This window comes from Enterobacter asburiae, from assembly GCF_001521715.1.
Lineage (GTDB): Bacteria > Pseudomonadota > Gammaproteobacteria > Enterobacterales > Enterobacteriaceae > Enterobacter > Enterobacter asburiae.
This window is the reverse complement of the sequence record NZ_CP011863.1, coordinates 3,596,326-3,616,624: the sequence shown is the minus strand read 5'-3', so window position 1 is coordinate 3,616,624 and position 20,299 is coordinate 3,596,326. Positions and strand designations below refer to the sequence as shown.

The window sequence follows — 20,299 nt, the reverse complement described above, 5'->3', positions numbered from 1 at the left end:
GCTTGCCCGGCCTACAGCTGGTAAGGTGAAACGACTCCAGTAATGCCCGAAAAGTCTTTCGTATTGCGTGAGATTAACGGGCAACTTCTGCTCTGAGCAGTAGCCAGAATAATGGCATCAGGCAGTTTCATCCCATGTTTCTCGCGAAGTAAAACGCTTCTTTCTGCGATATCCCGAGAAATATCAATAATCTCAAAAGCCCCCATCACAGCCGCCGTTTTTGCTTCATGTCCGTGCTTGCGCGCACCCACCATGACCTCCATCCACGTGATCAGGCTAATGGCTCTATGCGACGCCGTGCGATCAATGGCATCCGCCGCCTCAACACGATTATTAAAAAGATCGATGAGAATATTGGTATCAAACACTGCCATGTGCTCCATGATTACCACTCCTCACGCAGCTTGCGTTCATACTCAAGCCCATCTTCCTGCTGGTTTCCCCACAGGCCAAGCGCATCGCGGATAACCGATGAACTCTGCTGGTCGAGATATTGCTCAATTGCTTCACGCAGTAATTCGGCACGAGGTTGGTTACGCAGCTGCTTCAGATTATCCAGTCGTTGAATTACGTCATCAGACAAATCGATCAGAATTCTGCCCATATCAAGATCCGCGGAAAGACTCATATATCACCTTAGTATATCACCATTGTCTATTTTTAAGGCAACATACGCTTTCATTCAGAAGGGTTAAAGCCCGTAGCTATAGTTTTCCTGCTATTTGCGAAGCGCTTTCCAGATTTTTAGTCCTCGACAATTTTCTTATTTTCTTTTGAATTAAACCAGGTTATAAACCTGTATATCCATACAGTTAAAGGGAATTTTCATGGCACTGGAACAGGGTATTGCGCAGCTGGTTCAGGGATTTATCGCTGCAGGCCGGCCTTCGTCACGTCGACAGACCATTGAGGTACGACGAGCAGGGTACATTGCCAGCACGGGGCTTGCCGGGAAAACAGAAACGCGCGTTCAGGTGGAAACGCTAGTGCTTGAGGGCCTTACCATTCGGGTATTTGCACCTCTTAATGCCCCTGAAATATTGCCTGCTGCCATCTACTATCACGGCGGATGTTTTATCAGCGGCGGCTTTGAAACCCATGACAACCAACTCCGTCAGTTAGCCTGCTACGGCAATTGCCGGGTGATCGCGGTCCAGTACAGGTTAGCGCCGGAGCATACCTTCCCCGCCGCGCATGACGATGCTGAAAGAGGTGCAGACCTGGTCTGGCAGTATGCAGAAAAATTAGGCGTAGATAAGAACCGGCTCACCCTCTGTGGAGACAGCGCAGGAGGACATCTGGCGCTGGTAACGGCGCTGCGGCTTAAGGTTAAAAAGCTTTGGCAACCTGTACAGCTTATTCTTATCTATCCCATGCTCGACGCCACGGCCAGTTTTGAAAGCTATGCCCTTAATGGCACGGATTATATTATCACCCGCGATACCCTGCTCAGCGGGTATGAAATGTATCTCGCAGAGACTGGCCGCCAGCATCCGGAAGCCAGCCCGCTGTGGCGCGATGATTTTTACGGGCTTCCGCCAGTGCACATCATTACCGCAGAGTACGATCCGCTGTGCGATGAGGGAGAAATGTTGTATCAGCATCTGACTGAGCAGGGTGTCAAGTGTACTGCTCAGCGCTGGCTGGGCGTCATCCATGGCTTCTTTCAGCTTGGCGGCGTCAGCCAGTCAGCGCGAGACCTAATGCGGGATATCGCCGGGCGGATTAAGCACGCCCGAGGTGAATGAACAGAAGATTACTCCTCCTCGTTCCCACCCTCTTCATACGCGCCGAAGGGCTTCGCCGGAAGAACAATGTAGGTGCCTTCAAACACCGCGCCCGGTGTTTTATCGCCAAACAGTTCGACCTGCATTTGAACGCGCGCTTTGCGGCCGCGTGCCAGACGGTCAAGATCGCCGCCCAGTGACCCCAGATCGGCCACGGCGCTCGGCTTGCCGCTTATCGGTGCGCTATAGCGAATGTGGGCATCGGCGAGAATGATCGTGCCACCCAGATGACGCTCGCGAAGCATCAGCCAGATGAGACCCCACCCGGTGAGCGTCGCGAGGGAAAACAGACTTCCGGCAAACAGGGTGTGGTGCGGGTTCTGATTACCGGTTTCCGGCATAGTGGTAATAAATTTTTGTCCGGTGTACTGCTGAATGCGCACGCCCATTTTTTCGCTGAGCGGAATGTGCTGATACCAGGCCTGCTGCAGCTGTCCACACCAGTCGGCGCGATGAAGAATATCATCCAGCGTGGCGATGGGTTTGATCATCAAAAAATGACGGATCGGCGTGGTTTGCGGGGTTGTGATTTCCCCCTGATTCACAAAACCGAGCTTGGCAAAAAATTCTACGGCATCTTCGCGGGCGCTACAGGTGACGCGCTTAACGCCTTCCTGGCGGGCGACGGACTCAAGGGTCATCGCCATTAGCGTTCCCAGACCTTTGTCCTGAACGGAGGGATGAACCGCCATAAAGCGAATCGACGCTTCGTTATCGGCGTTGATATACAAGCGCCCGACGGCGACGAGGTTACCCTCTTCGTCCATCACCATCTGATGGTGAGCCATCGCATCCCAGGCGTCGCGTTCAGATCCTTTTGGATGATGCAGTGGCTTGCGCAGCATTTCCCAGCGGAACTGGTAATAAGCGTCTAACTCTTCTTCCGTTTGCGGTACTCGAAGGTGATACATAGCTGTACTCTCTCTTGTTACCCGCGGCCACGCCGCCAGTTGGCTCATACCTGAAGCCAGAATGTGACGGGGCCATCGTTCACCAGCGAAACCTGCATATCTGCAGCGAATCGTCCGGTTTGCGTATTCATTTCCTGCTGGCGACAACGCTCAACAAAGTATTCGTAAAGTGCTTCTGCACGATCCGGCGCGGCGCCTTTAGAGAAACTCGGGCGCATGCCGCGCTCGGTATCCGCTGCCAGCGTAAACTGGGAAACCACCAGCACGCTGCCGCCCGCCTGCTGGACGTTCAGGTTCATCTTGCCTTCCGCATCGCTGAAAATACGGTAGCCCAGCACGCGCTCACACAAGCGGTTGGCTTTTTGTTCGTCGTCATCCTTTTCGACACCTAACAACACCAAAAGTCCTGGGCCAATTTCACCCGTCACCTCTCCCTCCACGGTGACGCTGGCACGGGTTACGCGCTGTATCAATGCAATCATGGTTGGTCTGCTTCTAATTGTTTTTCAGCTTCTGCTGCTTTTTTAAGTTCGCGGTACACACCGAGAGTGACAGTTATTTCGGCACCAAGCAAGACGATACACCAGGTCCAGTAGACCCAGACAAACAAAATGGGGATCACCGCCAGCACGCCGTAAATCAGCTGATAGGACGGAAACATGGTGATGTAGAGGGCAAACCCTTTTTTACCGAGCTCAAAAAGCAACGCCGCCACCAGCGCCCCCAAAACCGCATCGCGGTTAGGCACGCGCGTGGTCGGCACGACGCTATAGAGCAGCCAGAACGAGAGCCACGACAGGATCAGCGGGAAGATGCGAAGCGCATTATCAATTACGCCGTTTAAATCACTCGCCCAGCGCAAGGAAAGGAGATACGAACTGATCGCCAGGCTTGCCCCGGCCAGCAGCGGCCCCAGCGTGAGGATCATCCAGTACACGGCAAAGGAATACACTTTTGGCCGCGCTTTTTTACTCCGCCAGATCGTGTTCAGCGCATTATCAATGGCGTACATCAACAGCAGCGCGGTAACGATAAGACCGCACGCCCCCACTGCCGTCATCTTGCTGGAATTGGCAACAAACTGTTCAATGTAGTTCTGGATGACATCCCCGGTTGCAGGAATGAAATTGGCGAAGACAAAATGACGAAGCTGCAGGCTGACGTCCGCAAACATCGGAAAGGCGGAAAACAGGGCAAAGATGACCGCCACCAGCGGCACTAATGAGAGCAACGACACGTAGGCGAGGTTACCCGCCAGCGTGGTCATGTTGTCCTCATCAATACGGTGCCAGAGCAGTTTCAGCCAGGCCCTCAGCGGGCGAGTATGATGCGTGGCTTTTTGATGAACGGTTTTTAGCATAGCTGCTTCGCGAAGTAGTTTGGTATCGTCTCTTTTCCGGTCACCAGAATTGACGTTATACCCAACTGGTTAGCTCCCTCTATATTATCGGCGTTGTCGTCGAAAAAGACCGCATCGGCCGCGGTGAATCCCTCTGACTGCAGAACAGCCTGATAAATTCGCGCTTCAGGCTTACGCATCCCCATCTCTTGCGAAAGATAGATCTTGTCGGCCGCCGCCTTAACTTCAGGGTATTCCTCAGGCCAGAACGTGGTGTGCAGACGGTTGGTATTGGACAACACAACAACCCGATGGCCCTGCTCGCGAAGCTTATGCATGATGTCGATCGCTTCAGGCCGGATGGCGACAAATACTGCCTGCCAGCCGTGTGAAAACTGCTCGTAGCTTAAGGGTAGATCCATCTCCTGACAGAAACGTTCAGCGAACTCTTCATCGCTAATCTCGCCGCGTTCATGCTGATGGAAGGTCTCGCCCATCGCGAAATTCTGCTTCAGCGTCGCCAGCGGAACGCGGCTAAAGTCGCTCCACGCCCCCAGCACGCGATTAAAATCGATATCGACGATTACGTTTCCTAAATCAAAGATATAAAGCATGGTTATCTCCTGCTCGCCGTGGAGAGATAACTGTAGCGGGAATAGAGAGATTTGACTATGCGTGCTGCCTAAGGTGTGCGATCGATTTTTACGGGGCGCTTTTACGACAGTAAAGTGAAGGGACGTTTGACGCGGCGAAAAGCCAGGCCCCGCGATACTCATCGATCATCAGGCTCAGCTCTCTTCCCGGCGTACGATAAAAACCCGGCAGCGTGGCGTTGATATCAGCCTCATCCGCATCATCGGCGAAGGTTTTAACAATCCGATCGTTATTTAATACGCGCGCGTTCTGATGATAGCTGTAGTGAAAATAGATGGTCCGGTTAACTTCAGAAACCGTCTGACCAAATAATTTACCGTTAATGACGGTAGCCCCCTCCCGATGCTGCATCCGCCAGGAAACCGTACCCACAAATCGGTTTTTACCAATCGTCCACTCCACATCACCTGTACAGCGTATCGGCGAACTTGAGAAATGCGAATACGCTAACCAGCCGCTGGTGAGAGCGGCCATCAGAAATGCTGCCAGTAAAATAATACGGTTCCGGAGTGTCTTCATTGCTCATGTGCCCAAAAATAATGCGTGGTACATAATGCTGCTGCGTCACGTCGCGCATCGTTATTACAGACAAATGCCGCGATTCGCTCCGTTTTACTATAGCCGATGAGAAAGACGTATCGTTTTTCGGCGCACAGATCGGGATTGTTTTTTAACAGGCGCAAGTAATGATCCTGAATATGTTCATTAGGTGCGTAAAAAAGCTGGCAGGCGTTGGTCGTGCTGCCCGTTGAAAGTGGAATGAAGTGGCTAAACGGCATGTTCTGGTGATGCTTATATAATATTACCCCATTGATAAGCGCGATCAGCAAAAGCGTAGTGGTGGTTATTATCAACCAGACCGGCATTTGCATCGCCGTGCCATCAGCTAATACCGCATCTTTATTAATCATCACGGGTTCAGCGGTTGGGGTAAATACTTCAACCTGAGTGGCTTCGGAAAGCATCAGCCCGCGGCGAGAAATCGTTTTTACCGTATCGCGCGGTAACCCTACCTCAGCCAGAGCATTGCGTAATGTCAAAATGGCCTGGTAAAAGGTATTCGGTGTGGTGACGTCATTACGCTCTCCCCATCCCACCACCATGAGCTGGTTTTGCGAAATAATTTCCCCAGGATGGGTGATGAGATAAAGAAAACAGAGATTGGCAGGAAGCTGCAATTGTATCGAGCGCCCGGTAATATGATTCACCAGCGTTTTGTTTTCTGGATCATACTCGACCAACTTGTTAATGAGATACAATTTTCCTTTCCTCTGCGATAATAATGCTTAACTTTATACGCTAAAAACATATACGTATATTTAACAACATTATAGGTCAGATGGATTAGGACGCGATACCACCCCACCTAAGATTAAAAACAACGTATTATTTTTCAAACTGTTACAGGCTGCTTTTCTTAGGTTTCCCTCATCTAAAACGACATAATGAGATTTCATTACACTTCACCAGGCCAAATAATTATATTGAGCCGCAACCAGAGGAAAGACTGCCGTTACGGCAGATTTAAGAAACAAATTTTTAGCTATTAGTGCTATTTCGTAAATTTGCTTTTCGCCTTTTTTTTGTCGAATAATCTTAAAGGATTGATGAATATTCCTGGTTTACTTCTGCCAGTTGATGTTCTTTCGCTATGAAGACGGCCTGACGGAATAGAGACCACCAGGAATTTATATTCCCTGCCATTATTTTTTATAAATAAGACAGGATTACGAGATATGTTTCAAGATTGACACATTTGAACGGCAGTGAAATATTGATAATGAAAATAAGACAGGAGTGGACTGGATGATAACATCGTCGCAAAAGGTTGTCCGCTGTATAAGCTGTGAATTGTCCTGTCAGTTATATCCAGATAACGCAGTACGATCACAATACTGTGGCAACGCCTCGTTCGCGGTTTGGCCGGTTGGTAATCATTTTTTGCAGACTGCAATTGAAAATAAGATATTGCGTGGGAACAAGAATCACCTGTCACGTGGGTTTATTTTTGTAGACTTTTCGATGTATAACCTGCGCGCACTTGCCGATCCGCAATGGATTGAACGTCTGGCGATAACCAACATGAATATCGTGATTATCACGGACCGCAGGCTGGAGGCGCTAGCTAATTACTTATTCAATCAGCGCAGTGAAATAAAGGGAGTTATTTATTCAGATGATAAGGACGTTATATTACAGGAAAAAATTAGCCATCTTTTCTCCGGCAGACGGGTGAATAGCAGACGAGGAAGTAAGTTGAATACCGTCGAATTCACTTTACTTAACAGGTTTTTATCAGGAGCGTGCCTCCAGGAGATTATAAAAACAGACAGCATTGATGTAAAAAAAATTTATGTTCATAAAATACGACTTGAAAGGAAATTAGGTATCAGCATTCATAAAATTCTCGTTTCTATTTTGTAATTTCAACCACTTAACATACCCACATTTAATGTTGTGGAGGATGTTCTACGCCTGAAAGAAAGGGGGCAGTTATGCCATATTTAAAACACTCACCAATCGCCGCTGCGATTTCTCTGGCGTTATCGTCAACGCTATTTACCGCACATGCGGCAATAATAGACTTTGCTAATTTACCTGCCTCGGGAGCAGTGACGGATTTGCCTGCAGAAATACAGGCGCTGATTCCTGCAACGGCAAATGCGAACTTTAGCAAAAATACCGGCGATCCTAACTATGTCTACCAGTACAGCGCGGGTAATATCCCGATCTACGGAGATGGGATCACCCTCGAAGGACCGGGGGCGGAAGCCTTTGAGCATTCAGTCACCGTTATTCAGAACTCCACATCCGGCAGCCCGGGGGTGATATTTGGTGACGATCTGACTATTCGCACCCAGTCAAAAGTGGCTGCCAATAATGGTAAAGACGTCGACGGCATTCGTACCCATGGTATGAACACGCCGGATAACCCGGTGTTTGTCATTACCGGCGACCGCACCCATATTTACGTCAATGGTCAAAGCGGTGACGGCATTAACGCCGGATACAGCTCCTTCAGCCAGGGATCTCTCGGCTCCGCCAATATTTATGTGGGTGACGATCTCTATATCGAAACCACCGGCAGTACCGGTCGAGGCATTAGCGCCTATGCACTGAATGATGCGTCAAAGGCCAAAAATAACGTTATCGTCGGCGATCGTGCGCATATTGTAACGCGTGGTACCTACGCCGAGGGGATTCGTACCAACCAGAGCGGCTCATACGTCCGTCTGGGGAATGAGGCCGCCATCGAAACGTACGGCACATCGGCCTACGGCCTGTATGCAGGTTCCGCATCTAAAATTGAGCTGGGAAAAAACGCGACGATTACCACCGACGCGGCCAGCGCCTCCGGGGTGTACTCTACCGGCTCGTCAACCATCACCCTTGATGAACGCGCGACCATCACCACCAACGGTGCCAGCGCGCATGGCGTCTATGCGTATACAGGCGCGGTGAATATTGGGGATAACGTCACCATTGCAGTCAACAGCAGCGAGAAAACCAGCAGCTCCGCGCAGGCACCGCACGGGATGTATGCCTGGTCACGCGGCGTGATAACGCTTGAGGGTGGCGCAACCGTTACCACCGCAGGCCAGCGCGACAGCGGAAGCTACGCTCTGAACGCCGGCAACGGTGGCGTGATTGATGCCTCGGCGGGCGGAAAATTTGTCCTCAACGGCGATATCCTCTCCGCAGGCGGCATCGCGGCCACCAGCACGCTTCCGGCTCAAAACAGTACCATTACGCTGAATATGGATAACAACTCACTCTGGAACGGGGCGTCTTATATTGAGAGCAACGCCAACGGTACCGGGACTATCGCGCTTACGATGAATGATGCCGTGTGGAATATGCGCGACAGCTCCACGCTGACCAGCCTGACGCTGAACGCGGGCGGTACGATTAATTTCCAGCATGCTGAGGATGCGGCGTGGCAAACCCTGACCATCAGTGACGATTTTATCGGCAACGGCGGCAAGCTGGTTTTCAATACCGTGCTGTTTGACGACGCCTCGGAAACGGACAAACTGATCGTTGAAGGCAACACCTCCGGCCAAACCGGGGTAGAAGTGAACAACATTGGCGGTACTGGTGCACAAACCGTAGAAGGGATTGAAATTGTCAGCGTTGGCGGTAACTCGGACGGGACGTTCGAGAAGGCCAGCCGTATCGTGGCGGGGGGTTATGACTATAACGTTGTGCAAAAAGGGAAAAACTGGTTTCTGACCAGCCTGGCTGAGCCCGTTGACCCACCGGTTGACCCGGTAGACCCGCCCGTTGACCCTGTGGACCCACCTGTTGACCCTGTGGACCCGCCTGTTGACCCTGTGGACCCACCTGTTGACCCGGTAGACCCACCGGTTGCCCCTGTGGAGCCACCCGTCGACCCGGTGATTCCGCCGCAGGAACCGGCGCCCCCTGCTGCGCCACCGAAAAGTGAGCATCAGTATCGCCCTGAATTTGGTAGCTATCAGGCGAACAGCTATGCGGCAAATACGCTGTTTATGACCCGCCTGCACGACCGTCTGGGTGAAACGCAGTACACCGACCTGCTCACCGGCGAGCAAAAAGTAACGAGCCTGTGGATGCGTAACGTCGGCGGCCATACGCGTTTCAGAGACGGCAGCGGCCAGTTAAAAACGACTGCCAATCGCTACGTGCTGCAGCTGGGTGGTGATGTCGCCCAGTGGAGCACCGACGGCCTGGATCGCTGGCATCTTGGCCTGATGGCGGGCTACGGCAACAGCCAGAGCCGGAGTGCTTCCAGCCTGACCGGATACCACTCGCGTGGCGAAGTGAATGGCTATAGCGTCGGTCTGTACGGTACCTGGTACGCAAACGACGCGGATAAAAGTGGTACCTACGTTGATAGCTGGATGCTATATAACTGGTTCGACAATAAGGTGATGGGACAGGATCAGGCGACTGAGCGTTATCGCTCCAGCGGCATAACCGCCTCTGTAGAAGCTGGCTATAGCGTTAAGGTGGGCGAAAGCGGCCGCAACAGCTACTGGCTCCAGCCGAAAGCGCAGGCCGTTTGGATGGACGTGCAGGCTGACGACCATCGCGAGCGCAACGGCACGCGGGTGAAAGACGAGACTCAGGGAAACCTGATGACACGTCTCGGCGTGAAGGCCTATATCAGCGGACATAACGCGATTGACGACGGTAAATCCCGTACCTTCCAGCCGTTTATCGAGGCGAACTGGATCCACAATACCCAGACCACGCGCATCCGCATGGATGACGTCAGCAATGAAATGCGCGGCACTCGCAATATCGGTGAACTTAAAACAGGTGTAGAGGGGCAGATTACGCCGCAGCTTAGCGTATGGGGCAATGTGGCTCAACAGATGGGCGACAAAGGCTACAGCGATACCCAGGGGATGCTGGGGGTGAAATACAGCTTCAAATAACAACAAAAAAGCCGCTGATTTCTCAGCGGCTTTTTTTAATACGCATTAGCCGTATTAGTCTTCTTTCGGACCGCGCATCGCACGTTTACGATCGTTCTCGGTCAGGTGACGTTTACGGATACGAATTGACTGTGGAGTCACTTCTACCAGTTCGTCATCATCGATGAATTCCAGAGCCTGCTCCAGAGTCATCTTGATCGGTGGAACCAGAACCGTTGCTTCGTCAGTACCGGACGCACGCATGTTGGTCAGTTTCTTACCGGTCAGGCAGTTTACGGTCAGGTCGTTAGAACGACTGTGAATACCGATGATCTGGCCTTCATAAACTTCAGCACCGTGACCCAGGAACAGCTTACCGCGATCCTGCAGACCGAACAGCGCAAACGCAACCGCTTTACCCTGACCGTTGGAGATCAGCACGCCGTTGTTACGCTGGCCCACTTCGCCCGGACGCACGTCGTCGTAGTGGCTGAAGGTGGAGTACAGCAGACCGGTACCGGAGGTCATGGTCATGAACTCTGAACGGAAGCCGATCAGACCACGGCTTGGGATCACGTAGTCGAGACGTACGCGGCCTTTGCCGTCTGGATTCATGTTTTTCAGGTCGCCTTTACGCTCACCCAGAGCCTGCATCACAGAACCCTGGTGCTGCTCTTCAACGTCCAGCGTTACGTTTTCGAACGGCTCTTGTTTACGGCCATCGATCTCGCGGAAGATTACTTTCGGACGGGAAACCGCCATTTCGAAACCTTCACGACGCATGTTCTCAATCAGAACAGACAGGTGCAGCTCACCACGACCGGAAACGCGGAATGCGTCTGCATCCGGGGTTTCTTCAACGCGCAGCGCAACGTTGTGCACCAGCTCTTTGTTCAGGCGGTCAAGGATCTGACGAGAGGTAACGAACTTACCTTCTTTACCACAGAACGGAGAGGTGTTGACGTTGAAGAACATGGTTACGGTTGGTTCATCAACGGACAGGGCTGGCAGCGCTTCGACGTTCTGCGGATCGCAGATGGTGTCGGAGATGTTCAGCTCACCCAGACCGGTGATAGCGATGATGTCGCCCGCTTCAGCGATGTCGCTCTCGATACGCTCAAGACCCAGGTGAGTCAGTACTTTACCAACTTTACCGTTACGGGTTTTGCCTTCGCTATCGATGATAGTGACCTGCTGGTTAGGCTTCACTTTACCGCGCTTGATACGACCAATGCCGATTACGCCAACGTAGTTGTTGTAGTCGAGCTGAGAGATCTGCATCTGCAGGGTGCCGTCGAGATCGACGTTTGGCGCAGGAACACGGTCAACAATCGCCTGATACAGCGGGGTCATGTCTTCAGCCATGTCTTCGTGGTCCAGACCTGCGATACCGTTCAGCGCAGAGGCGTAAACGATAGGGAAGTCCAGCTGCTCGTCGGTCGCGTCGAGGTTAACGAACAGGTCGAAGACCTGATCAACAACCCAGTCAGGACGCGCGCCAGGGCGGTCAACTTTGTTGATAACAACGATTGGCTTCAGACCATGGGCAAAAGCTTTTTTGGTCACGAAGCGCGTCTGTGGCATTGGGCCATCCATTGCGTCAACGACCAGCAGAACGGAGTCTACCATGGACATTACACGTTCAACTTCACCACCGAAGTCGGCGTGCCCTGGGGTATCAACGATGTTGATACGGTAGTCATTCCATTTAATCGCGGTGTTTTTCGCGAGGATGGTAATCCCACGCTCTTTCTCCAAATCGTTGGAGTCCATCACGCGTTCTTGGGTTTCGGCACGCGCATCAAACGTACCGGATTGCTGCAGCAGCTTGTCAACCAGGGTAGTTTTACCATGGTCTACGTGCGCGATGATGGCGATGTTACGCAAATTTTCGATCACAACTTTGCCTCAGGCATTTAGAAATAGCGCGTTATTGTACACGGATTAATCGCACTACAAAACAGGATCACAAACATCCCCCGCAAACAAGTATTGCAGAGATGCTTTGTGATCGCTTTCACGGAGCGGTAAAAGGGCACTTTAACGTAAATTGCACCAATATGGTGCTCAATGTTCACATTGAAGCACTATACTGGTGCAACAAATCCATTGTGGTGCAGCCCTTTTGCACTATGGTGCGCATGATAACGCCTTTTTGGGGTGTTTTAAAAGTTGGCACAGATTTCGCTTTATAAAAAATACATGGCACCAGCCAGTACAAACAGAAATTGAAGACCTCGTTACCACGACGACAATGACCAATCTGGAGAGTTAAGTATGTCCGCTGAACACGTTTTGACGATGCTGAACGAACATGAAGTGAAGTTTGTTGATCTGCGCTTCACCGATACCAAAGGTAAAGAACAGCACGTCACAATCCCTGCTCATCAGGTGAACGCCGAATTCTTTGAAGAAGGCAAAATGTTTGACGGCTCCTCCATTGGTGGCTGGAAAGGCATTAACGAATCCGACATGGTTCTGATGCCAGATGCAACCACTGCGGTCATTGATCCGTTCTTCGAAGAACCAACCCTGATCATCCGTTGCGACATCCTCGAGCCAGGCACGCTGCAGGGCTACGACCGCGACCCACGTTCTATCGCGAAACGCGCTGAAGAGTACCTGCGTTCTACCGGCATCGCAGACACCGTTCTGTTCGGGCCAGAGCCAGAATTCTTCCTGTTCGATGACATCCGCTTCGGTGCTTCTATTTCTGGCTCCCACGTGGCTATCGACGACATCGAAGGTGCATGGAACTCCTCCACCAAATACGAAGGTGGTAACAAAGGTCACCGTCCTGGCGTGAAAGGCGGTTACTTCCCGGTTCCTCCGGTCGACTCTGCTCAGGACATTCGTTCCACCATGTGTCTGGTGATGGAAGAGATGGGCCTGGTTGTTGAAGCTCACCACCACGAAGTGGCGACTGCTGGTCAGAACGAAGTGGCAACCCGCTTCAACACCATGACCAAAAAAGCGGACGAAATTCAGATCTACAAATACGTTGTGCACAACGTTGCGCACCGTTTCGGTAAAACCGCGACCTTCATGCCAAAACCAATGTTTGGCGATAACGGTTCCGGTATGCACTGCCACATGTCTCTGTCCAAGAACGGTACCAACCTGTTCTCTGGCGACAAATATGCCGGTCTGTCCGAGCAGGCGCTGTATTACATCGGTGGTGTTATCAAACACGCTAAAGCGATCAACGCCCTGGCGAACCCAACCACGAACTCCTACAAGCGTCTGGTCCCGGGCTACGAAGCGCCAGTGATGCTGGCCTACTCTGCACGTAACCGTTCTGCTTCTATCCGTATCCCGGTGGTGGCTTCTCCTAAAGCGCGTCGTATCGAAGTTCGCTTCCCGGACCCAGCGGCTAACCCATACCTGTGCTTCGCAGCACTGCTGATGGCCGGTCTGGACGGTATCAAGAACAAGATTCATCCGGGCGAAGCGATGGACAAAAACCTGTACGACCTGCCGCCAGAAGAAGCGAAAGAGATCCCACAGGTTGCTGGCTCTCTGGAAGAAGCCCTGCAGGCGCTGGACGCAGACCGCGAGTTCCTGACTGCAGGTGGCGTATTCACTGACGACGCTATCGATGCTTACATCGCCCTGCGTATGGAAGAGAACGACCGCGTGCGTATGACTCCACACCCGGTTGAGTTCGAGCTGTACTACAGCGTTTAATTAAAGTTGTTTTACCCGGCGTGATAAGCGCCGGGGGTAGTTGCCGTGGAAACTTTTAGCCCATCTCCGGATGGGCTTTTTTCTCCACCAACAACCTGATCTCACGCGCTTTTTACGCCGAAAACGCTATACTGCACTAAATTAGTGCAAACGACTCCAGGAGACTGCTGAATGGCAACTGGCACGCTGCCCGATGCTGGGCAGATCCTCAATTCTTTGATTAACAGCATATTGCTGGTCGATGACGAGCTGGCCGTTCATTACGCCAACCCGGCCGCGCAGCAGCTGCTCGCCCAAAGCGCACGTAAACTGTTCGGCACCCCGCTTCCTGAACTCCTGAGCTATTTTTCGCTGAATATTGGCCTGATGCAGGAAAGTTTGCAGGCTGGCCAGGGGTTTACCGATAACGAAGTCACGCTGGTGATCGACGGGCGCTCGCACATTCTGTCGCTGACCGCGCAGCGTCTTCCCGAAGGTCTGATCCTGCTGGAAATGGCGCCGATGGATAATCAGCGTCGACTGAGCCAGGAGCAGCTTCAGCATGCGCAGCAAATTGCCGCCCGTGACCTGGTGCGCGGTCTGGCACATGAAATCAAAAACCCGCTGGGTGGATTACGCGGCGCAGCGCAGCTTCTGACCAAGGCGCTGCCCGATCCCGCGCTGGCGGAGTATACCAACGTCATTATTGAGCAGGCGGACCGTCTGCGGAATCTGGTAGACCGTCTTCTCGGCCCGCAGCAGCCGGGAATGCACGTAACGGAAAGCATCCATAAAGTGGCTGAGCGGGTGGTGAAGCTCGTCTCAATGGAGCTGCCGGAGAACGTCACGCTGGTACGTGATTACGACCCAAGCCTGCCGGAACTGGCCCATGACCCGGACCAGATTGAGCAGGTCCTGTTGAATATTGTGCGTAATGCCCTGCAGGCGCTGGGACCTGAAGGCGGCGAGATTATTTTACGCACCCGTACCGCCTTCCAGCTCACGTTACACGGCGTGCGCTACCGGCTGGCCGCCCGAATCGACGTTGAGGATAACGGGCCCGGCATTCCATCGCATTTGCAGGACACCCTGTTCTACCCGATGGTAAGCGGTCGCGAAGGCGGAACCGGCCTGGGCTTATCCATTGCCCGCAGTTTGATCGATCAACACTCCGGGAAAATTGAATTTACCAGTTGGCCGGGACATACCGAGTTTTCGGTTTTCCTGCCGATTAAAAAATAAAGGTGACGTTTATGCAACGAGGGATAGTCTGGGTAGTCGATGACGATAGCTCCATCCGTTGGGTGCTTGAACGCGCGCTCACAGGGGCAGGATTAAGCTGCACGACGTTTGAGAGCGGCAGCGAAGTGCTCGACGCACTCACCACCAAAACGCCAGATGTTCTGCTTTCGGATATTCGCATGCCGGGCATGGACGGGCTGGCGCTGTTAAAGCAGATCAAACAACGCCACCCTATGCTTCCGGTCATCATAATGACCGCGCACTCCGATCTGGATGCCGCAGTGAGCGCCTATCAGCAAGGGGCGTTCGATTACCTGCCCAAACCCTTTGATATCGACGAAGCGGTGGCGCTGGTTGAGCGCGCGATTAGCCATTATCAGGAGCAGCAACAGCCGCGCCACGCGCCCGATTTTGGGCCAACGACAGACATCATCGGTGAAGCGCCGGCGATGCAGGACGTGTTTCGCATTATTGGTCGTTTATCCCGCTCGTCCATCAGCGTATTGATTAACGGTGAGTCGGGAACCGGTAAAGAGCTTGTGGCGCATGCATTGCACCGCCACAGTCCGCGGGCAAAAGCGCCGTTCATCGCCCTGAATATGGCGGCGATCCCGAAGGATTTGATTGAGTCCGAACTGTTCGGCCATGAAAAAGGGGCATTTACCGGCGCCAATACCATTCGCCAGGGGCGGTTCGAACAGGCCGACGGCGGTACGCTGTTCCTGGATGAGATCGGCGATATGCCGCTGGATGTCCAGACACGCCTGCTGCGCGTGCTGGCCGACGGGCAGTTTTATCGCGTGGGCGGCTATGCGCCGGTGAAGGTGGACGTGCGTATTATCGCCGCGACCCATCAGAACCTGGAGCAACGCGTTCAGGAAGGAAAATTCCGTGAGGATTTATTCCACCGTCTGAACGTCATCCGCGTTCATCTGCCGCCGCTGCGTGAGCGTCGGGAAGATATTCCCCGCCTGGCGCGCCATTTCCTGCAGGTGGCCGCCCGCGAGCTGGGTGTGGAAGCCAAGCAGCTTCACCCGGAAACCGATGCCGCTCTGACGCGTCTGGCGTGGCCGGGCAACGTGCGCCAGCTGGAAAACACCTGCCGCTGGTTAACCGTGATGGCCGCCGGGCAGGAAGTGCTGATTCAGGATTTACCGGCCGAGCTGTTTGAAGCGACCGCACCTGAAAGCAGTACCGGGCACGCGCTGCCGGACAGCTGGGCGACGCTGCTGGCGCAGTGGGCCGACCGCGCGCTGCGTTCCGGTCATCAAAACCTGCTGTCTGAAGCTCAGCCAGAGATGGAGCGTACGCTATTAACTACCGCGCTTCGTCATACTCAGGGTCATAAGCAGGAAGCCGCTCGCCTGCTGGGATGGGGACGTAATACCCTGACGCGCAAGCTTAAAGAGCTGGGAATGGAGTGATCGTACGCCGCTGTGTAAAGGTTATTAATTGAGCGCAAATTGCCGTTATTTTGCGCTTTACTGTTCCGATGAGTTTTGTATGATCGTGCCCGGAAATTGGGGGTGAACATCATGCTGGAAACAATCGTGAATATGCTCTCTAGCGGAGCCGCTGAAAGCCACACGCCACAAACAGCCGTTGCGGCTATGCTGTGCGCGGCGCTGGTTGGGCTGTTTAGCTAGCGAGTTAAACGTAAAAGCCGGGTGGCGGCTTCGCCTTACCCGGCCTACGTTTTGTGCATTTTGCAATGCGCCTTAAATCACCCGCGAGAACTGCTGCAGTCGCGCTTTCTGGCGCAGATACGCGTCAAAGCACATGCAAATATTACGGATCAACAGACGCCCTTTCGGCGTGACCTCAATCGCGTTCTCCGACACATCCACCAGCCCGTCTTTCGCCAGCGGTGCAATCAGCTTCAGGTCTTCCGCAAAATAATCGCTGAAGTGCAGATCCCACTGCGACTCAACATCGCTGAAATCGAGACGGAAGTTGCAGATGAGCGCCTTAATGACATCGCGACGGATGCAGTCGTCGCGCGTTAACGCAATGCCGCGCCACAGCGCGTTGCCCGTTTCATCAACCTGCTGGTAGTAGCGCTTCAGCTCTTTCTGGTTCTGCGCGTAACAGTCGCCAATCATACTGATGGCGGAGACGCCCATCCCCAGCAAATCGGTATCGCCCTGCGTCGTGTAGCCCTGGAAGTTACGGTGCAGTACCCCTTCACGCTGCGCAATCGCCAGCTCGTCATCCGGACGAGCAAAGTGATCCATCCCGATAAACTGATAGCCGGTTTCGGTCAGCGAGGTGATGGTTTCCTGCAGAATATCCAGCTTCTGCTGGGCTGAAGGAAGATCGGCATCTTTGATTTTGCGCTGGGCGGCAAAGAGGGTCGGCAGGTGCGCATAGTTAAAGACGCTCAGGCGGTCCGGGTTGAGTTCGGCCACGCGCTTCAGGGTGAAGGCGAAGCTCTCCGGCGTCTGCTTTGGCAGGCCGTAAATCAGGTCGATATTGGTCGATGTAAAGCCGATATCACGCGCGTGGTTGAGCAAGGCAAAGATAAACTCTTCGTCCTGCTCGCGGTTCACCAGACGCTGAACCTCTTTATTGAAATCCTGCACGCCCATGCTCAGACGATTGAAGCCTTCGGCGCGTAAGTGATCCAGTACATCCACCTCAATTTCACGCGGATCGACTTCGATCGAGATTTCCGCATCGGCGTTAAAACTGAAATTGCCGCGCAGCAGGGTCATCAGGCGGCTTATTTGCGCTTTATTCAGATAGGTTGGCGTGCCGCCGCCCCAGTGAAGCTGGCTGACGTGACGGCCAGCAAACAGCGGTGCGCGATGGACAATTTCTTGTTCGAGGGCATCAAGATACTGATCGGCTTTGTGCTGCTGGCGGGTAACGATTTTATTGCAGCCGCAGAAGTAGCAGAGCTTGTGGCAGAACGGAATATGGACGTAGAGCGACAGCGGACGCTCAGGATAGCGCGCGACAGCCTGCTGGAAATCACGCTCGCCGAAGGCATCGGAGAACTCCAGCGCGGTGGGGTATGACGTATAACGCGGCCCGGAATAGTTATATTTCTGGATTAGGGCCAAATCCCAGTCGATAGTTGGTGCTGACATGCTCACTCCTTCCGTTGGTGTCGCGTTCGTATACGGCGGCCCGTTCTGGCCCCGTTGCGGGCCATCATTCGGGTGCGCAGCCACTTCTGTCGCCGCGACAACCGCCGTAGTTTAACGAATAACCACACCAGATAACATATAACCGGAAGGGTTATAAGCAGGACTATCGTGCCTGCCGGGTGCAAATGTTAGTTTCCACCCTTCAGAAGACGCATCATATCTTCCTGCTTCTCGTCTTCTTCTTCATCTTCGTCATCGTCGTATGACAGGCCCAGCTTCTGCATCAGTTCATCGATACGATCCAGTTTGGCATCCACCCATGACTGCTCTTCAGCGGTCAGGGTTTCACCCTCTTCAAGACGTTCCAGCAGCGCGTCCAGGCGCTCATCGTTCTCCAGCAAATCCAGCTCAGCCTGCGGTGAAAGCATAGGTTTCTCGCTCTTTGGTTTGTGCTGCTTAGTGACCGGGGTGTCTGTCACGCCCAGTGGAATGGGAGTTTTACTGCCGATACGAGGGTCTTTCTGCTGTTTGCCTTTTGCAGAAGCACCCGCTGCACCACCACCGTTGGCACGGCTACCCGCAGTATGACCGCGATGTTTTTTGTCGCGTTTACGATCGCGCGCTTCCTGGTTCAGTTCTTCGCGCGTTTTGCGGCGTGCTTTTGCAGGGCGTTTCGCGCCCGCAGCGGAGGTTGGTTTTTTCATGATGTTTTATCTTTAAGTCGTTTTCTTCAGTATAGAATTGCGGCGAAATCTAGCAGAAAGCAAGCAAAGAAAAAAGGCGACAGAGCAATCTGTCGCCTTTTTTCCTGACTCACAACCCTTAGCGGGTCAGACTTTCCGTGTTTGCCAACAACAAACCCTGTTTATCCCTTGGCTAATACCGTCCGTGATACGGTTCCATTTCCTTTTAAAACGCCTCCAGGCGCTGGTCATCCTGACAATCCTGCGTCTTCGCCTCCTGGCGCTCCTGACCCTTGTCCTTAAGTCGATATCCTGCTGGCTTCCTCGCCCTGACGCACACTTTACCTTGTTCCGTTAAACTAACAAGCAACGAAACGGTACAAAAAGGAATTTTCAGACAATTACCCGGAAATAAGCTTATGATTTAAAACAGTTTGGCTTTTTTGACGCCTGCGAATTCTCTGAAATCTCCCATAGCATCACTGGCCGATCTCTCACACCGGTTGGGGCATTCGCCTACAGCTCATCGCAATCAGAAAAGCCTTTTGTCTGCATTCGGGTATAATCCCCTTCAGATTACGATTTTGGAGACGACCACGTGACTACCTGGAACTACCAACAGACGCATTTTGTCACCAGTGCGCCCGATATTCGCCACCTTCCCTCTGATACCGGTATTGAAGTGGCATTTGCTGGCCGCTCCAATGCGGGGAAATCCAGCGCCCTGAATACGCTGACCAATCAGAAGAGCCTGGCGCGTACCTCAAAAACACCTGGCCGTACCCAGCTGATCAACCTGTTTGAAGTCGCTGAGGGCAAACGCCTGGTCGACTTACCGGGCTACGGTTACGCGCAGGTACCGGAAGAGATGAAAATCAAGTGGCAGCGTGCGCTGGGTGAATACCTGGAAAAACGCCTGTGCCTGAAAGGTCTGGTGGTGCTGATGGATATTCGCCATCCCCTGAAAGATCTGGATCAGCAGATGATCGACTGGGCTGTAGCAAGCGATATCGCCGTGCTGGTGCTGCTGACGAAAGCCGATAAGCTGGCGAGCGGCGCGCGTAAAGCGCAGGTGAATATGGTTCGCGAAGCGGTGCTGGCGTTCAACGGTGATGTGCAGGTTGAGCCGTTCTCCTCCCTGAAAAAGCAGGGCGTGGACAAGCTGCGTCAGAAGCTCGACACCTGGTTTAGCGAGCTGGAACCCGCGACGGAAGCGGAAGAAGAGTAATACCGAGCGCGGCGATAGCCGCGTTTTTTTTGCCTGAATTTTTCTTTGACGCAATAAAAAACGCCCCAGTCATTACTGACTGGGGCGGCTAAAATATTCAGCCAAATCCGATTACGTGAAGTAAAAGGTCTGAAAGATAGAACATCTTACCTCTGTACCCTACGCCGACAACTCTACCCCTTTTTGTGCTGCAGAAAAAGCACTTTTTGTAGTTTTTTTTCATTCTTTACATAGGGAATTCTAATGATTGTCACAAAACGCGCGTTGTTATGTTGCAAACTTACATAAAAAGCGC

The 20,299-nt window shown here is 52.9% G+C and carries 20 protein-coding genes; 8 read left to right on the top strand and 12 right to left on the bottom strand.

Annotation, left to right across the window (positions count from 1 at the left end; all coding sequences use genetic code 11):
- Positions 1–11: 11 nt before the first annotated feature.
- A complete protein-coding gene (locus tag ACJ69_RS17475) occupies positions 12–383 on the bottom strand; it encodes a type II toxin-antitoxin system VapC family toxin (protein ID WP_081051446.1) in 372 nt (123 codons plus the stop codon).
- Between the two features lie 2 nt (positions 384–385).
- A complete protein-coding gene (locus ACJ69_RS17470) occupies positions 386–628 on the bottom strand; it encodes a ribbon-helix-helix domain-containing protein (protein ID WP_029741590.1) in 243 nt (80 codons plus the stop codon).
- 199 nt (positions 629–827) lie between these two features.
- Between ACJ69_RS17470 and ACJ69_RS17465 the strand changes: the two genes are divergently transcribed.
- Positions 828–1,748: an alpha/beta hydrolase gene (locus tag ACJ69_RS17465; RefSeq protein WP_054829775.1), complete on the top strand. Its 921-nt coding sequence runs from the start codon at positions 828–830 to the stop codon at positions 1,746–1,748.
- An 8-nt stretch (positions 1,749–1,756) separates the two neighbouring features.
- Here ACJ69_RS17465 and fabY read toward each other — a convergent pair whose 3' ends face one another.
- From fabY to ACJ69_RS17435, 6 genes are all read right to left on the bottom strand, one after another.
- Positions 1,757–2,698: a fatty acid biosynthesis protein FabY gene (gene fabY, locus ACJ69_RS17460; protein WP_059347397.1), complete on the bottom strand. Its 942-nt coding sequence runs from the start codon at positions 2,696–2,698 to the stop codon at positions 1,757–1,759.
- Between the two features lie 44 nt (positions 2,699–2,742).
- Positions 2,743–3,180 (bottom strand): D-aminoacyl-tRNA deacylase, encoded by a 438-nt coding sequence (gene dtd / locus ACJ69_RS17455; protein ID WP_008501836.1) that lies wholly within the window; start codon positions 3,178–3,180, stop codon positions 2,743–2,745.
- A complete protein-coding gene (locus ACJ69_RS17450; RefSeq protein WP_047646947.1) occupies positions 3,177–4,058 on the bottom strand; it encodes a virulence factor BrkB family protein in 882 nt (293 codons plus the stop codon). The genes dtd and ACJ69_RS17450 overlap by 4 nt, the downstream gene beginning before the upstream one ends.
- A complete protein-coding gene (gene yihX, locus ACJ69_RS17445) occupies positions 4,052–4,651 on the bottom strand; it encodes a glucose-1-phosphatase (RefSeq protein WP_029740331.1) in 600 nt (199 codons plus the stop codon). Before yihX ends, ACJ69_RS17450 begins: the two co-directional genes overlap by 7 nt.
- 88 nt (positions 4,652–4,739) lie before the next feature.
- The gene (locus tag ACJ69_RS17440; RefSeq protein WP_054829776.1) at positions 4,740–5,210 is read right to left on the bottom strand and encodes a hypothetical protein; all 471 of its coding nucleotides are present in this window, start codon (positions 5,208–5,210) and stop codon (positions 4,740–4,742) included.
- Positions 5,207–5,950: a winged helix-turn-helix domain-containing protein gene (locus ACJ69_RS17435; RefSeq protein WP_059347395.1), complete on the bottom strand. Its 744-nt coding sequence runs from the start codon at positions 5,948–5,950 to the stop codon at positions 5,207–5,209. The genes ACJ69_RS17440 and ACJ69_RS17435 overlap by 4 nt, the downstream gene beginning before the upstream one ends.
- Before the next feature lie 547 nt (positions 5,951–6,497).
- Between ACJ69_RS17435 and ACJ69_RS17430 the strand changes: the two genes are divergently transcribed.
- Together ACJ69_RS17430 and ACJ69_RS17425 are read left to right on the top strand one after the other, a co-directional pair.
- On the top strand, positions 6,498–7,115 hold the full coding sequence (locus ACJ69_RS17430; RefSeq protein ID WP_059347393.1) for a hypothetical protein: 618 nt from the start codon (positions 6,498–6,500) through the stop codon (positions 7,113–7,115).
- 71 nt (positions 7,116–7,186) lie between these two features.
- A complete protein-coding gene (locus ACJ69_RS17425; protein ID WP_059347392.1) occupies positions 7,187–10,114 on the top strand; it encodes an autotransporter outer membrane beta-barrel domain-containing protein in 2,928 nt (975 codons plus the stop codon).
- A 54-nt stretch (positions 10,115–10,168) separates the two neighbouring features.
- Here the strand turns inward: ACJ69_RS17425 and typA are convergent, their stop codons facing one another.
- Positions 10,169–11,992, bottom strand: coding sequence for a ribosome-dependent GTPase TypA (gene typA / locus ACJ69_RS17420; protein WP_029741474.1), 1,824 nt, complete (start codon positions 11,990–11,992; stop codon positions 10,169–10,171).
- Between the two features lie 378 nt (positions 11,993–12,370).
- On the opposite strand from typA, the gene glnA reads away from it, so the two are divergent.
- The 4 genes from glnA (at position 12,371) to ACJ69_RS25345 (ending at position 16,647) form a co-directional block, all read left to right on the top strand.
- Positions 12,371–13,780: a glutamate--ammonia ligase gene (gene glnA / locus ACJ69_RS17415; protein WP_023309763.1), complete on the top strand. Its 1,410-nt coding sequence runs from the start codon at positions 12,371–12,373 to the stop codon at positions 13,778–13,780.
- Positions 13,781–13,951: 171 nt separating this feature from the next.
- Complete coding sequence (gene glnL, locus ACJ69_RS17410) at positions 13,952–15,001, top strand: nitrogen regulation protein NR(II) (RefSeq protein ID WP_008501857.1); 1,050 nt, start codon at positions 13,952–13,954, stop codon at positions 14,999–15,001.
- Positions 15,002–15,012: 11 nt separating this feature from the next.
- Positions 15,013–16,425 carry a nitrogen regulation protein NR(I) gene (glnG, locus tag ACJ69_RS17405; RefSeq protein WP_023309765.1) on the top strand — a complete coding sequence of 471 codons (1,413 nt, stop codon included), beginning with the start codon at positions 15,013–15,015 and terminating at the stop codon, positions 16,423–16,425.
- Positions 16,426–16,536: 111 nt separating this feature from the next.
- Positions 16,537–16,647, top strand: a complete 111-nt coding sequence (locus tag ACJ69_RS25345) for a YshB family small membrane protein (RefSeq protein WP_023333898.1) — start codon at positions 16,537–16,539, stop codon at positions 16,645–16,647.
- Between the two features lie 72 nt (positions 16,648–16,719).
- On the opposite strand, the gene hemN is transcribed toward ACJ69_RS25345, so the two are convergent.
- Both hemN and yihI read right to left on the bottom strand, forming a co-directional pair.
- A complete protein-coding gene (gene hemN / locus ACJ69_RS17395; RefSeq protein WP_054829777.1) occupies positions 16,720–18,093 on the bottom strand; it encodes an oxygen-independent coproporphyrinogen III oxidase in 1,374 nt (457 codons plus the stop codon).
- Between the two features lie 188 nt (positions 18,094–18,281).
- Positions 18,282–18,797: a Der GTPase-activating protein YihI gene (yihI, locus tag ACJ69_RS17390; protein ID WP_033146972.1), complete on the bottom strand. Its 516-nt coding sequence runs from the start codon at positions 18,795–18,797 to the stop codon at positions 18,282–18,284.
- A gap of 577 nt (positions 18,798–19,374) precedes the next feature.
- On the opposite strand from yihI, the gene yihA reads away from it, so the two are divergent.
- Positions 19,375–20,004 carry a ribosome biogenesis GTP-binding protein YihA/YsxC gene (gene yihA / locus ACJ69_RS17385; RefSeq protein WP_023309768.1) on the top strand — a complete coding sequence of 210 codons (630 nt, stop codon included), beginning with the start codon at positions 19,375–19,377 and terminating at the stop codon, positions 20,002–20,004.
- Between the two features lie 97 nt (positions 20,005–20,101).
- Here yihA and ACJ69_RS26050 read toward each other — a convergent pair whose 3' ends face one another.
- Positions 20,102–20,149: a spot 42 RNA, inhibition of DNA synthesis gene (locus ACJ69_RS26050; protein WP_071892919.1), complete on the bottom strand. Its 48-nt coding sequence runs from the start codon at positions 20,147–20,149 to the stop codon at positions 20,102–20,104.
- Positions 20,150–20,299: the final 150 nt, after the last annotated feature.